Here is a 14,690-nt window from a genome sequence, read left to right as displayed (position 1 = left end):
GCGATATCTATTAGGTAATGCAGCATAAACAAAGCGCCTACCAAATGATAGACGCCTTGCTTGAAATCTTTAATTATTTCCACTGTCTACTTGACAGGGGGCAGTTCAAAGTGCTACATCCCTTTAATTTATATTAGCAAATTCACTTCGCTCATAAAATCCTACGTGGATCGCGAACAAATTGTAACCACAATTTGCTTTTCTGTTGCACCATAGGTAGGAGTACATTTAAAATAGGGAAGGCTGTTATTACAACAACAGCGCCCAATGGATTTGAGAGTAATGAAAAATCCAAGGATAATCTAAAATGATCTTATAGAATAGAAAAATGAAAAAGTAGTTAAGATTAATCTTAGCTACTTTTAATATTTGTGTTACATAAAATGAGTGTTAAATTCTTGAACTTCGTATCCACAACCTTCTGTCCATTTGATACCAAAGATATTATTACCTTTAACATATTGCAGCCAGCCTGTTTCGAGTATTGCCTGAGCTATGGTTAGGGATGGAAGGATGTTGTATTTTTTATAGGATAATAAAGCTCCTGGGATTAGACTTTCTATTATTTGGGTTTTGTTCATTTTTGATTCCTCCTTTAGGGTTTTACTTATATATATGGAGGAAATGAGATGTTTTGAGATTTGGAGAAGATTATTTTATTAAATAAAGCTAAAGGAATATAATGGCATTTGATTTACATTCAGATTTTTTTAAAAACATTGGTTTATATGTGCTGTTAAGCATTTAGTTAAATTTAACTGAGCAATTACGCTTTTAAATGGATACTTTTGATACAATATAATTTATATTATATTGTATGCCTTTTCGATTTTTGTTACAACTGTGATTATTATCAATTAATAGCTTTCCTAACTATAATGCAATTGTAAGATTTGTAAAATCACATTGGATTCTTTAACTCTACAATCTCGCCTGTTGAAGGATTCATCATAATATATTTTTTCTCACCATTATTTTTAACAAAAGAAAAATAATAAAATCTATGTGGCACAAATATATCTTTAATATTATCAGATCTAATAAACAGAGAATTATCAGAATATGATTTAAATTCAACAAAATGATCTAATTCATTTTTATATTTGTTCTGTGCAATAGCTTTAGCTTCAACATAGGTATACTTTGGTAACAAAGCAAAAGATACAATCATTAAGAGAATATTAATTACTACTATTTTCTGTGTCAATTTTTGGGGGCTCTTACTGGATAACCTATTATAAAAAGCAGCTTGCAATACTAAGAATGATAAAATACATGCAGTCGGAAATATAGAAGCTCCTTTATAGAAGTGTTTTGTGATGAATAACATCATAGTTAATTCAATTATTCCAACGATGGTACCAATTATTTTTAATTTCATTATTAACACCTTCCTCATTTCAAAAATAATAGCCTGAGAAATACCTCTATGATTTATTACAACAAATGCATACTCATTTTTTTCATTTATTTTTTTAACCGTTAGGAATATTGTACCATTAAGTGCTAGATAAATATGTTAACTTGTTACATTCAATATATTGTAAAGCGAAAAATCATGCATAAAAGGAGTGTATATTCTCAATTAGATACCTTTTATGCAGTAAAATAGAGCCGTGTTGCATATCAAAAGAACATGAATGAGGATATAGGCTAGATATAGGCACATAACAAATGTCGTGAAAATTTTCACGACATTTTATTTTTTCATTCTTATTCTTTGTCTCTTGCAAATCTGACTCCCATTTCAAAAGCGCTATTACAACCTTCTGGAAATTGTTCTTTACGTGTTTGGGCCTTTGATGCAAGATCGACACTTGATGATACTACCTTTGAATAATCATCAAATTGACTGGTATTAAAACTAAGTAGAGTTTCTGAATACCCAAATATTCTTTTTAACATAAACTCATTGAAATCTATACTACGGTCCCATCCTACTGTTTTCACATTTTCTTCAGTAGCATTCATGGTATAAATAAAACCTGTATGAATTTTTTTAGGAAAAAGAGATTGCGTCTCTTTACTATATTCTGAATACTGAAATAGCAAACGTTCCATAAATGAGTGCATTTCACCAGAAACAGTGCCAATATAAATTGGAGAACCTAGAATAATAGCATCAGATTCCTCAATTTTTTTGAATATTGCTTTTAAAGCATCATTTATTGGGCAAAATACGCCAATCAATTCATCTTATTTTGTAATAATAATATTCAGCATTCTTAAATAATATTTTTAAATCAAATGCTGACATAATAATTTTATAAGCTAAACATATGGATATACATATTAATAAAACCCTTATTAGTTTAATTTTCTTTAATTGATCTTCATTCCAAAATATACCTAAAACCACTAAACTATAAATAAAAAGTCCACTTGTATAAAAGATATAGCCTTCGTTATTAACGATACTAAAAATAGCATCTCTAAAATTTTTAAGGTGGATTTTGTTTGTTTTATTCTCAATTATGTCATTTTTTATATTTTTGTTAGATATTCCAATATCCCACCTAAATGAATTGCCATTTTCATTATTAATAACATACATTTTCGCAACATAGTTACCAGTTTTTATTTTAACTTCTGTTTTGGGATTTGAGTTTCACTAATTAATTTTATGTTTTTTCAATCAATTTCGTGTACGTTCATTTGGTATTTTTAGTCGTTTATTATTACATCAAATATTCATTTAATTATACTGTTTTTACCGTAAATTAGAAATAAAAATAAAGGGAGAAACAACTGTAGAGTCAAAGTTAAAGTAACACAATACCAATTGAGTTACATTCACTTTGTGGCTACTACTCATTTCAAAAGAATTCCAAGTATACTTAACCTATGGTAATTATGGTATAATTAGTCGTAATTGTGTTGTGTTTTATGATGAATCATGTGAAAATACATTAAATAAAAAGGCGGAATTATTTTGAAAAAACGTTTATTAATAATATCTATGATAATCAGTTTTCTGTTTGGAACTTACACTTTAATTAATCAACAAATACAAAAGAATAAAGCAAATGATATATTTATAAATTGCATTCGTAGAGTTGAAGCTTCCTTTGGGATTGATTACAGTAAGTTTGATGAGGAAGATAAAATATCTTATTATATGGAGGCATCTGCATGTTTACATACAGCTATGTCTATATTACCTTTTACATCCTATGCTGACGTTGAAAATAAAACTGGAAGTTCAACTGCACTAACTAAACTTTACATGTCCATTGCACTGCATGCTACACCACAATCTAATAATAGAATGATAGCTTTTACTGAAAAAGCAAAAGCTATAGAAAGATGTTTGTATTTTATGAGTATTAATCCTAATGATAAGAAAAATTGGGATTCACTTTCAAAAATTGCAGAGGACATTGGGTATTAAAGTACGTTATATATAGTTTCAAAAAAATTATGTCAGACTTCGTGTTTTATCCGAAAAACTAACTCTGGCTATATGACAAGCTTCCATAACCTCACTAAATAATAAACGAACTTTAAGTTGATATAATACGAACTTTTGACACTTTTTCATACATTTAATCATTATTATTCTGACTCTTGGATAAGTAAATAGTAGTATAATTGAATAAATATTTGATGTTATACTTGTAAAATATAGCATATTAAATTTAAAAATAAAATCAATGGGCTGTAGACTTAGTATGAGTAAAAAAACAAATATATTCTGGAACATTGTAATAATTATTTTTTCAGTATTAGCAATTATTTGTGAACTATTAGACAAACATTACTTAATATTAATATTTATGATTCCACAAATCTTAATTGCAATCTATAACATTAAAAATTTTGGGGTGGAAAAATAGTTTGGTAAGATTTATTCATTTATATCGACACAAGTAAACCCATATCCAATTGAGTTACTTATTCTTATTATTGCATCTTAGATAATTGGCAAGTCAGCTTAAATATGATAATTACCATAACTATCCAAAATAAAAAAGGCGTACTATTGTTAAGTGCGCCTTCTAAGAACATTGCGATGTAACTTTAATGTAGGTTATGCTCGAAACCTGTCACTTGAATTATTATTAATTATATTAAAATTAATCAACCCTTCTGTTTTTATAATAATATTCTTTATCACGTTCATTTATATCCCTTAATACACGGCATGGATTTCCTACAGCAATTACATTTTCAGGAATGTCATGAGTGACAAGACTTCCAGCACCTATAACTGAATTATCCCCTATAGTAATGCCTGGTAAAATCACTACATTTGAACCTATCCATACATCGTTACCAATTCTTACGGGAATTGAAAACTGAGTACCTGGTCTGCGAAGATTTGGATCAACGGGATGTCCTGTTGGTGTTATTGTTACATTAGGTGCTATCATTACATGCTCACCTATATAAACATCAATATCATCTACAATTACAAGATTAAAATTAGCATAAAAATGATTACCAATATGCACATTCGTACCATAAGCCATATGAACTGGTGGTTCAATCCAAATATCCTCACCCATATCGCCCAATAATTTTTTTAGCAAATCTTTCCTTTCTATTTCTTCATTTGGACGTGTATTGTTATAATCATATAATAATTCTTTACACCGTATGCGTTCCTCGTCAAGTCCCTCACCCACATCTACATACAACATACCATTTTTCATTTTCTCTCTAATTGTCATAATATCCTCCCCTCCATAATTTATAATATCTATTTCAATTAATTGTCTCGCATTTTTTAATGTTGCGACACAAATATTTATTTAATTAACCATTACTACCGTAAATTGGGTACCAAAAAATGAATGTACGGTTTTGGCCAAAAGATTACATAGAAATATCATTTTTGCGTACGCTATCCTATATTAAAAATACCTTATTTTTTCTTATACCATTGGATATACTCTAAAATATTATTATCTAGGTCAGAAAAGTAGACCCAGCTTTCTTCTCCTGCTACCTCTAATGGTCCTCTTAAAATATTCATATTATATTTTTTTAACATTTCAACTGCTACTCCCATGTCAAGAACCTCTATACAAAAATGAGGACAATATGGCTTTCTTATTTCAGGTTTTTGATATGTAATTTTTAAGTCTTGTATCAATTCAATACGAGCATTCCCTAGTTCGAGAAATGCATATTCCTCTTTTTCAGCTTCATTAATTGACCTAAAATTAAATTTAAAACCAAGTTTTTTTGTATAGAATTCAATTGAATCATCCATATTTGATACTTGAAAAGCAACATGATCAAATTTCATATTAATTCCTCCTTGTATAATAGAAATAGTATTAAAATAAATTATTGCTAATTATAATTTCTGAGCATCTATTTATATTTTGGTAACCAATCCCCATGAGCTTCAATAAGATCATCGCACATAGATTTAATATTATCTATTGAAAGCTCTGCAGATGTATGAGGATCAAGCATTGCAGCCATATAAATTAATTCTCGTTTACCTGTAAGTGCAGCATCAATAGTAAGAAGCTGAGGATTTATATTTGTTCTATTTAATGCCGCAAGCTGCTGTGGAAGTTTACCAACATATGTAGGTATCACTCCACTTCTGTCAACTAGGCAGGGAACCTCAACAATTGCTTCAGTAGGTAAATTTGTTATAAGTCCTGTATTTAGTACATTTCCACCAATTTTATATGGATTGCCGGTTTCCATAGCTTCCATTATATAAGAAGCATATTCATGGGTTCTTGTGTGTTGTATATTTTTATTCTCCACCATATCATTACGCATCTTTTTCCATTTTTCAATCTGCTCTATACATCTTCTTGGATATTCATCCAATGGTATATTAAAAGCTTCAATTAGTTCAGGATATTTACTTTTAATAAAATATGGGAGATATTCAGATGCATGTTCACTGGATTCTGTAATATAATATCCAAAATTAAGCATCATTTCATATCTAACCATATCAGAATGCTTGCCTTGCAACTGTTTTTCCAAAGCTTTTGCCTTTAATGCTGGATAAAGGTCTTTACCGTTTTTGGTAACTTCTAATAACCAAGCCTGATGGTTAATGCCGGCAATTTTCCACTGTGCATCTTCTGCATTAACACCTATATCAAGAGATTTTAGAAGGTCAGGTACACATTTTTGAACGCTATGACATAGTCCTACAGTTTTAATTGAAGTGGCTTTTAACATTGCACCTGTTAACATTGCCATGGGATTAGAGTAATTTAAGAACCAGGCATTGGGACAAACTTCTTCCATGTCTTTTGCAAAATCAAGCATTACAGGAATTGTTCTAAGGGCTCTAAATATCCCTCCAATGCCTAAGGTATCAGCTATTGTTTGGCGAAGACCATATTTTTTTGGAATTTCAAAATCGGTTATAGTACATGGATCATATCCTCCAACTTGAATTGCATTAACTACATAATTTGCACCTCTAAGAGCATCTTTTCTATTTGTATATGATTTAATTTTAGCATGACCATTATTATTGGAATTTATATTATTTAACATAGCCTCAGAGTCTTTTAGCCTTTGAATATCGATATCATATAAAGCAATTTCAGAATCCTGTAAAGAGGGAGTTAATATACAATCGCCTAATACATTCTTAGCAAAAACTGTGCTACCAGCACCCATAAAAGTAATTTTTGGCATAATATCCACCTTCTATAATTTATTATCAGTATAAATATCTCATAAATATAAATTTAATACTAACACTATCTATTATAAAATATTTTCATATAAAAAGAATGGTTTTATATAAGATTAATATGGTATAATCTCAGATATATAGTATAAATTGTGGAGGGGTGAAACCGTTTTGTTTAATAAAAATGAATTTACAGGATTTAAAAGTCCATTAGATGAAAGCATGGATTTAATAGTATATCATTATGGTATGGAAAATTGTAAACCAAGTCACTCCTATGGACCGGCTCTTAGAGACCATTTCTTATTACATTATATAATTAGTGGAAGTGGTCTATTTGAATTAGATGGGAAATCTTATAATCTACATGCAAATCAAGGTTTTTTAATATGTCCAGATGTAATTACCTATTATGAGGCGAGTAGCAAAGACCCTTGGATTTATACTTGGATTGGATTTAGAGGAATAAAGGCTGAGACCTTCTTAAAGAATATTAAATTAGATAAAGACAATCCAGTTTTCAAATGCAAAGGTGATATTATTAAGAAATGTTTCGAAGAAATTAGGCATTCTAGCACTTATAAATTAGGGTATGAACTTCGCTTGCAAGGATATTTAAATATACTGCTTTCAGAGCTCACAGAGCAATCAGAAGCGCCTAAAACAAAAGGAGATGGACAGAAAAAAAACTACATAAAAAAATCCATTCAATTTATTGAAACTAATTATTCTCGCAGCATATCTATTGAATCATTAGCGAGTTATATAGGCCTTAATAAAAATTATTTTAGCACTATATTTAGTGAATTATTAGGAATTCCACCCCAAGAATACCTAATAAAATATAGGGTTAATAAAGCCTGCAAACTATTAAGTAATAAAGATTTAACTATAAGCGAGATTTCACGTTCCGTTGGATATGATGATCCTCTTGGATTCTCAAAGATATTTAAACAAATAAAAGGGGTTTCACCAAAATCTTATAGACAGGCTCTATTATAAAAAAATAACTATTAAATATAATAATATTTAATAGTTACTCATCTAATAAATCATCTGTCCAACCTGGCATATTTTTATCTTTCCAAATTATATTTCCATCTCTTAAATCAATTACTTGCTTAACAATTTCTAACTATTTAAGGTATGCATCCTCATCTATGTTGATGCAATTTGTTTTGCTATTCTACAAATAAACTTACGCTCCTTCAAAATATAAAAGTTTCAATACTGTTAAATAAAATTACTATAAAATAAAATGCACAAGGCTGGAACCGATATCCAAACAATGGAAGCGTATGCGAGTATATTTTACTTACTATTTGTCTTAAATGCATAACCATTTTGGTAACAAATGTCTTAACGCATAAAATCCTCGCCTCGCGGTTACTACCCCGTTATGACGTAGTAGTTAAATTAGACAACGCAACTATTGAAAGTGAAAGTACGAACAATGGCCTTTAAAAATTGAATAATCAGATGGTTTAAATACATGTAAAATAACAAGTCAACACGTTATTTTACATTCAAAATGAAATTTTTAAGGAATAGGCATTGGGGCGGGCAGTTTAATATTACAATTTAATGTAAAAAAAGCATGAAACGTCTTTTTATGTCTAAAAACAGACGTTTCATGCTTTTTTTGTTGTATTTTATATTTTTACGGAGTAGTATATTTAAGGTGGGAAAGGTAAGATTTAGGTTTATACATAAATATGAGGAGTTGTTGATATGCGAAAAAATTTACTAGGATTACTCTTAGTTATTTTATGTATAGGTGCATTTATTGGTTATAAGTATTTAATATACAAACCATTAAACTCAATTAACCAAAGAGAGGTTGAAAGTATTGTAACCGCTAAGAAAGATGCAATAATATACATAGGCAGACCTAGTTGTCCAGATTGTAAGAAATTCAAACCTGAACTTGAAAAAGTTTTAAAGTACAACCATAGTTCAATATATTACTTTAATATAGAGTCAACTGGAAAACAAAAACAATTAATAAGAGAATATTTGAAAGGGTTAGGCATTGACTATATCCCAATAGTTATCGTAATAGAAAATGGAAAAGTTAAAGAATATTTAAAGGGTGAAATGGATTTCCAAAAGTTAAAAAAGATAATTACTGATTGAATATTTATTTTAAGTTTTAGTTACTTTTGAAACCAACTAAAAGTCTATTTCAGCTTTTATATATAAGATTCAAAAATAGGAGGCTACATTAATGAAAAAAGTATTATTAATTATTTTGAGCGGATTACTTATTTTCCCTACTAATTTAGTTGGTGCAACAGGGGTTAGTACCGATAAGAGCAGAGCTGAAAATTTAAGCCAAAACATTGAAAAACAAACAGGTGTATCAGATGTTATTAAGTCAAAATTGAACAAAGATATTTATACTGACAATACAAGCGTCACTTTGCCTAATAATGGAAATGACAATGTAAAAATTTCTGATTTAGAAAACAAAAAAGACTCGTTTGAAATCACATTACCAAAAGAAGCGAAGAATTCTACTCCTAAAAAAAGTGCAAATGGTACAAGTGTATATAACAATGAGGTAAATAGTAATGCAAACGTCGCATTACAACCTATTAATGATGGAATTAGAAATTTAATTATTATAAATAATCTAAGTGCTAGTAAAGAATATACATTTGGATTTAATCTTCCTAAAGGCAGTAAATTAATCACTGCAAAAGAATATTTGGGAGCTGAATATGATACAAAGGAGGTTTATGTAGTAAATAAAGACAACTTTATTACTAGCATAATTTCTCCACCATGGGCTAAAGACGCAAAAGGAAGTAAGGTACCCACTTCTTACAGAGTTGAAGGTAATAAAATAATTCAAGTAGTAGAGTTTACTAAGAACAATGTTTTCCCTATAGTTGCTGATCCTGACTGGGCTAAAATCACAGCATGTGCAGGTTCTATAACCTGGGCTCTAGCTTCTGGGTGTTTTGTGGCCGTAAAACTCATTAAAATTAAAAAGTATATTAAACTAATAGGTGGGGTTAAAAGAGCTGCTACGTTGCTGGTTAGTGCAGACGCAACAGCGGAGTCAAGATTGCAGCAAGGAGGGACTGCCCTTGCTGCTTTGGGAGCAGAATTAATGGGTATATCTGGTATAGTAAAAAACTGCTTCTAGTTTTTTTATATTTAATTAATATGAAATACTAAATTTACAGAATAATAATTGTATATAAGTATTCAAGCAGGCACAAATTCTTATAAATTAAGGAGTTTATGCCTTTTTTTATAATTAATAAGGATGGTATTGTTATAATAAAAATTTCAAGGTTGTTATTAACAACAATACTTTACATTATTCAAAGTTATATTTACTTATTGTAAAGTATTGTTGACAAAACAGGAAAGGTAATATATTATTAGATTAAAGTAATAAAGTAATAAAGTAATAAAGGAGTTTGGTAATTATGAAAAAAGAAGACCTTTTAGAAAAAAGCAGATGTGAAAATTTGTGGAATGATGAAAGAAACAAAGACGTAATTCAAAAGTCAGAAAGCTTTGCAGCAAAAATAGGAAATTTATTATTAATAATAGTTATTTTTTGGAAAATATTTCATCACATGCCCTATAATGATTTAGCGAGTATTTTCTTTGTTCAATTTGGAGTTTCTATTATTTATAAGTATAAGAAGAAAACAGAAAGCAAGTTATATTTAGTTATAGGCATTATGCTATTATTGGGATCTAGTTTATTTTTATTAAATTTCTTTATTAATGGATGTAGATAAATATGGAAAAATTAATATTAAAAAACAAATTAAAAGTTGCAAGAGCAAAAAAGAATCTAACTCAAGATAATTTAGCTGAAATGGTTGGCGTTTCTCGTCAAACAATATGTTCAATCGAAACTGGACAGTTCAACCCCACTGCGAAACTCGCTTTAATTCTTTGTATTGCATTAGACAAGAAGTTTGAAGAGTTATTTTATTTTGAATAGGGTTATTAGAGCCCTTTTTAATTAAATATAAATCTAATAATATAGACTATAAAGCAACCTTAAATTGTTTACTTTATAGTCTATATTACTTTGTTGTTTATTGCTGCGTAGGTATTCCCTATTGCCATATACATTAAAAAGTAAAAACTTCCAGTTTTTACTACGACCTTGGGGGTCATTACATAAACTGGAAGTTTATGTTTGCTAATAAGAATATGATAAAGCAATTTTAAAAAATTTTATACTTATTGGGCAGTGAGTAATGGGTACGGCAACGATTCGTACAAAAAACAGCCACAAGACAGTATTTACCATTCTGAGTGAGTTATAAATCAAAAATGGAACTACTATTTTGTGGCTGTTATGAAATACTATAAAAGTATTACTCCTCTAAATATAGAACTTAAATTTATACTAACTCTTCTCTTCCGCTCCTCACTTTTTTAGCTACGTTTATAACCACTGTACATATAAACGCTGGCAATAAGTTTACCATTGCAATAATGACTACAGCACGAGGAAGATTCTCAATACCCAAACCTGTATTAAAGCCCTTATATATAACGATATTTAATTGTGAAGAAATTACATTAAGCACAACGGTTACTGCTCCTATGATACCAGGTAAGCATGAATACTTTATATTTTTACTTGTTTTATAAATTATAAAAAAGCATATAAAATTAGGGACAGTTAATAAGGTGCAAAGTATAGTGCGTATATTATTAACAAAAGTTCCTGAACCACTAGGGTATATCATCAAAACATCACCAAAATACATTGATAGTATTATAATAATTTCACAAACAATAAGCTGCCTTACAAAGCTTTTTTTAGCAAACTGATATGTTAAAGATGTACCAACCAGTGTCATACCTATATAAAAAATTAATTCATCAAAGCGAGGTATAGTTGTTATAATATTTTCACCAAAGATGTATGTTAATTGGCTATTACCAGAGTCTTGTGTAAAAATAGTAACAAGCAATGGTGTAAATCCAATGATAAACAAAAGAATACTTAAAATATTTAGTTTATTATGTAAATCTTCTCTAATACCTTTTGCCGGTTCAACAGTAACAATAGAATCATTTAATATAGAAGCAATATACGCTTTAAACTTATTCATCAAAACCCCTCCATACAAATACTAATTAGGTAATTAATATGTTTTTTATAATCTTTTATATATTTATTTACCAATGCGACGCACCTTCTAAGAAAATTATACCGCTGAATACTATTTTTTACAAACCTATAACTGACACAAAAATGGGGTTGTGTAGTAATGGGACAGAAACGGCAATAGGAATAAAATAATTATAGTTTTTTTATTAAAAACTAAATCTAAATTCACTACAATCCATAATTAGAATTATGATAACTACAAAATGTATTGAGTCTTTTGTTTTTATTTTGGACTAGTTTACTGATTGCATTTTATTTTTTTTGTTATAAAAATATAATAACGTAATTTTAAAAAGTAAAAACTTCCAGTTTTTACTACGAGCTCGGAGGCCATTACATAAACTGGAAGTTTATGTTTGCTAAAATTTAGGCAGATTCTTTTTTTCCCGTAATGTGCCATTCACCATTTATAATTTTAACCGTAAATGTTATTGGTATATCTGTTGATCCACCTACAGATTTATTTTGTGAATCAAATATGTTAACTGAATAAATCATGTTCACATAAACTATATCCTTTTTTTTAGTTTGTGAATCTTCTTTTAAGCTAAAATCTACTTTAAAAGGCTTTTTAAAATCAGAGCTATTTACATCATAACAACCATATATATTTAGTTGGTTAAATACTTCTTGTGATATATGTTTGGATAATTCATTAGAGTATCCCTTATCAGTCAAAAATGTTTCTTTCACTACTTTAGTAATATCAACATATGTAGTATTACTGTTTTTATTGATTAATCTAAAAAGTGTAAATATAGATATACAAACTAGAAATAAAATTAAAAAGATTTTTCTGTTATTTCTAATAATAATCACCCCCTTATATAAGTATATAATGAAAAACTTGTAATAAAATACAGTTGTAAAACAATTTATAATTAAATTATATACGTAAGCGTCAAATGGAGCGTGAATAAAGCGATAAATAGGTCCTAAACGGAGCGTATATTCTCAATTAGACATCTTTTATGCAGTTAAATAGATCCCTATTGAATATTAAAAGAGCATGAATGAGGGTATAGGATAGTTATAGGTACATAACAAATGTCGTGAATTTAAATATTTCACGACGTTTATGTTTCCCATCCTTATTTACAACAAGTATTAGTTTAATAAAAGAGTATGGAACCTATTAAAAGCATTATGAATATAATATAGTACATTAATATATTGAATATCGCTAAATTAACCTTCGGCGGTAAAACCTAGCGTAATTGCTAGGTTTATTTGCTTTATTGTGTAACAAATAATTTTTATCTGAATAAAGTATAGTAGCAGTTTATGTAGCTACTACTGCTAGGAGGCCAATCTATGTATAAAGATGAGTTTAATTTTATAAATGAAGTAGATTATAATGAAGCTAGAAATAATAATTGTAATCGTTGGAAACATCATGATGAGCGTAACCATGATGTCTGTTGTAATAGAGAACATTGTTCAAATAAATGTGACAGAAATCACTGCCACCACGACTGTGATTGTGATTGTATTACTTGTCCTACTGGTCCTACTGGGGCAACTGGAACTAACGGAGCTACGGGATCAACTGGTGCTACTGGTTTTACTGGAAATACAGGAGCAACAGGCACTACAGGTATTGGAGTAACTGGTGCTACCGGTGCAGCAGGTGGAGCAACGGGAGTAACAGGACCTATAGGTGATACTGGAACTACTGGTTCAACGGGCAATACAGGAGCAACAGGTGATACAGGTGCTACTGGCCCAAACGGAGCACCAGGTGGAGCAACCGGAAGCACAGGAGCTGCTGGTGCTACGGGGGCTACCGGAGCCAATGGAATTGGAATTACGGGAGCTACTGGAACACTGCCATCAGTATTCGGCTACATCTATAATGAAGGTGCTCAGGTTGTACCTTTAGAAACAGATATACTCTTTGATAATAACGGAATACTTTCAAACGTTGCTCATGTTATTGGAACATCTCAAGTGGTTATTCTTATTGCTGGTGTTTATTTTGTATCGTTTATTGTTTCAAGTGTGGAACCAAATCAGTTTACCGTATTTCTAAATGGTGCTCCTGTTGTTGGTGGTACGTTTGGTTCTGGGGCTGGCACTCAACAAAATCCAGGTGGTGTAATTGTTAGTCTTGCTGTGGGGGATGTAATAACTTTGAGAAACCATACTAGCACGGCAGCAGTTACCCTACAAACACTCGCAGGAGGTACTCAGGTTAACTCTAATGCGTCTATTACACTTTTCTTAATAGGTTAATTCAGGTCACTTAGGTAATGGCGATTTAAAAATTAAAAATAATAGTTTAATAAAAGAATATATAACCTATTAAATGTATTATGAGCATAATATTATTAATCTTCTTGTAGCAGTAGAGCCTAGCGTAATAGCTAGGTTTTCTTATATGTAATTCATGGCAAAACAGAATATTTATGTCATACTTGTAATGTATGGTGAAATGAATGGGAATTATTATGTTTAACATTAATGCGGAAGGGGATGGCAAATTTGAAGCAAATAAAAATTTTCAAGAATACCCATGAGGGTTCTTTAACACGGGAGGTAAATGAGTTTTTAACGAATAATAAAGTAACAATTAATGACATCCAATATAGTTCAACTGGAGGCAGTTTTTTTTGTCCAACTCAATATTCTGTTTTAATTATTATTGAGAATGAAGAAGTATAAAGTTAAGATAGATTTTTCTCGCAAGTAACCCAGCTTTCATTTTGAGGGTATAGGCTGATAACACGGCTAAACTTGGAGATTTAACAACCCTTAGTACAACTTCAAAAGTTGTAACAGGAGCAATTAATGAACTTTTTACAAATGCCAATAATGGAAAGCAAAATTGGGTAGACGTTGTTGGCAGTCCGCTAGTAAATACGGACACTTTTGCTACACTAAAGAGTAAAACTCAAACAT

18 protein-coding genes are annotated in these 14,690 nt (G+C 29.9%); 8 read left to right on the top strand and 10 right to left on the bottom strand.

What is annotated here, in order from left to right; genetic code table 11:
- Positions 1–374: 374 nt before the first annotated feature.
- The 4 genes from KPL44_RS22570 to KPL44_RS22555 form a co-directional block, all read right to left on the bottom strand.
- Complete coding sequence (locus KPL44_RS22570) at positions 375–581, bottom strand: glucosaminidase domain-containing protein (RefSeq protein ID WP_216255222.1); 207 nt, start codon at positions 579–581, stop codon at positions 375–377.
- A gap of 320 nt (positions 582–901) precedes the next feature.
- Positions 902–1,381, bottom strand: coding sequence for a hypothetical protein (locus KPL44_RS22565; protein ID WP_216255221.1), 480 nt, complete (start codon positions 1,379–1,381; stop codon positions 902–904).
- A 332-nt stretch (positions 1,382–1,713) separates the two neighbouring features.
- The gene (locus KPL44_RS22560; RefSeq protein WP_216255220.1) at positions 1,714–2,190 is read right to left on the bottom strand and encodes a flavodoxin family protein; all 477 of its coding nucleotides are present in this window, start codon (positions 2,188–2,190) and stop codon (positions 1,714–1,716) included.
- Between the two features lies 1 nt (position 2,191).
- On the bottom strand, positions 2,192–2,554 hold the full coding sequence (locus tag KPL44_RS22555; RefSeq protein ID WP_216255219.1) for a hypothetical protein: 363 nt from the start codon (positions 2,552–2,554) through the stop codon (positions 2,192–2,194).
- 378 nt (positions 2,555–2,932) lie between these two features.
- On the opposite strand from KPL44_RS22555, the gene KPL44_RS22550 reads away from it, so the two are divergent.
- Positions 2,933–3,391, top strand: a complete 459-nt coding sequence (locus KPL44_RS22550; protein ID WP_216255218.1) for a hypothetical protein — start codon at positions 2,933–2,935, stop codon at positions 3,389–3,391.
- A 685-nt stretch (positions 3,392–4,076) separates the two neighbouring features.
- On the opposite strand, the gene KPL44_RS22545 is transcribed toward KPL44_RS22550, so the two are convergent.
- The 3 genes from KPL44_RS22545 to KPL44_RS22535 all read right to left on the bottom strand — a co-directional run bounded on the left by KPL44_RS22545 (position 4,077) and on the right by KPL44_RS22535 (position 6,630).
- Complete coding sequence (locus KPL44_RS22545) at positions 4,077–4,673, bottom strand: maltose acetyltransferase domain-containing protein (RefSeq protein WP_216255217.1); 597 nt, start codon at positions 4,671–4,673, stop codon at positions 4,077–4,079.
- Positions 4,674–4,867: 194 nt separating this feature from the next.
- On the bottom strand, positions 4,868–5,254 hold the full coding sequence (locus KPL44_RS22540) for a VOC family protein (protein WP_216255211.1): 387 nt from the start codon (positions 5,252–5,254) through the stop codon (positions 4,868–4,870).
- A gap of 68 nt (positions 5,255–5,322) precedes the next feature.
- Positions 5,323–6,630 (bottom strand): alpha-glucosidase/alpha-galactosidase, encoded by a 1,308-nt coding sequence (locus KPL44_RS22535; protein WP_216255208.1) that lies wholly within the window; start codon positions 6,628–6,630, stop codon positions 5,323–5,325.
- A gap of 169 nt (positions 6,631–6,799) precedes the next feature.
- Here KPL44_RS22535 and KPL44_RS22530 point away from each other — a divergent pair, with 169 nt between their 5' ends.
- The 5 genes from KPL44_RS22530 (at position 6,800) to KPL44_RS22510 (ending at position 10,601) form a co-directional block, all read left to right on the top strand.
- Complete coding sequence (locus tag KPL44_RS22530; protein WP_331702931.1) at positions 6,800–7,630, top strand: AraC family transcriptional regulator; 831 nt, start codon at positions 6,800–6,802, stop codon at positions 7,628–7,630.
- Positions 7,631–8,359: 729 nt separating this feature from the next.
- A complete protein-coding gene (locus KPL44_RS22525) occupies positions 8,360–8,764 on the top strand; it encodes a thioredoxin family protein (RefSeq protein WP_216255206.1) in 405 nt (134 codons plus the stop codon).
- Positions 8,765–8,855: 91 nt separating this feature from the next.
- A complete protein-coding gene (locus tag KPL44_RS22520; protein WP_216255205.1) occupies positions 8,856–9,782 on the top strand; it encodes a hypothetical protein in 927 nt (308 codons plus the stop codon).
- A 289-nt stretch (positions 9,783–10,071) separates the two neighbouring features.
- Complete coding sequence (locus tag KPL44_RS22515) at positions 10,072–10,392, top strand: DUF6442 family protein (protein WP_216255203.1); 321 nt, start codon at positions 10,072–10,074, stop codon at positions 10,390–10,392.
- Positions 10,393–10,394: 2 nt separating this feature from the next.
- On the top strand, positions 10,395–10,601 hold the full coding sequence (locus KPL44_RS22510) for a helix-turn-helix transcriptional regulator (protein WP_216255201.1): 207 nt from the start codon (positions 10,395–10,397) through the stop codon (positions 10,599–10,601).
- Positions 10,602–11,010: 409 nt separating this feature from the next.
- Here KPL44_RS22510 and KPL44_RS22505 read toward each other — a convergent pair whose 3' ends face one another.
- Together KPL44_RS22505 and KPL44_RS22500 are read right to left on the bottom strand one after the other, a co-directional pair.
- On the bottom strand, positions 11,011–11,730 hold the full coding sequence (locus KPL44_RS22505) for a hypothetical protein (protein WP_216255199.1): 720 nt from the start codon (positions 11,728–11,730) through the stop codon (positions 11,011–11,013).
- Between the two features lie 425 nt (positions 11,731–12,155).
- Positions 12,156–12,482, bottom strand: coding sequence for a hypothetical protein (locus KPL44_RS22500; protein ID WP_216255227.1), 327 nt, complete (start codon positions 12,480–12,482; stop codon positions 12,156–12,158).
- 621 nt (positions 12,483–13,103) lie between these two features.
- On the opposite strand from KPL44_RS22500, the gene KPL44_RS25605 reads away from it, so the two are divergent.
- Both KPL44_RS25605 and KPL44_RS22490 read left to right on the top strand, forming a co-directional pair.
- Entirely contained in the window at positions 13,104–14,024 is a 921-nt protein-coding gene (locus KPL44_RS25605; RefSeq protein ID WP_253201912.1) for a hypothetical protein, read from the top strand.
- Between the two features lie 249 nt (positions 14,025–14,273).
- The gene (locus KPL44_RS22490; RefSeq protein WP_216255197.1) at positions 14,274–14,453 is read left to right on the top strand and encodes a sporulation protein Cse60; all 180 of its coding nucleotides are present in this window, start codon (positions 14,274–14,276) and stop codon (positions 14,451–14,453) included.
- Here the strand turns inward: KPL44_RS22490 and KPL44_RS22485 are convergent.
- On the bottom strand, positions 14,431–14,658 hold the full coding sequence (locus KPL44_RS22485; RefSeq protein ID WP_216255195.1) for a hypothetical protein: 228 nt from the start codon (positions 14,656–14,658) through the stop codon (positions 14,431–14,433). The genes KPL44_RS22490 and KPL44_RS22485 overlap by 23 nt on opposite strands.
- Between the last annotated feature and the right edge of the window lie 32 nt (positions 14,659–14,690).

The organism is Clostridium sp. DSM 17811 (assembly GCF_018861905.1).
In the GTDB taxonomy this organism is placed as follows: Bacteria; Bacillota; Clostridia; order Clostridiales; family Clostridiaceae; genus Clostridium_AD; species Clostridium_AD frigoriphilum.
This window is presented reverse-complemented; position numbering and strand designations above follow the sequence as displayed.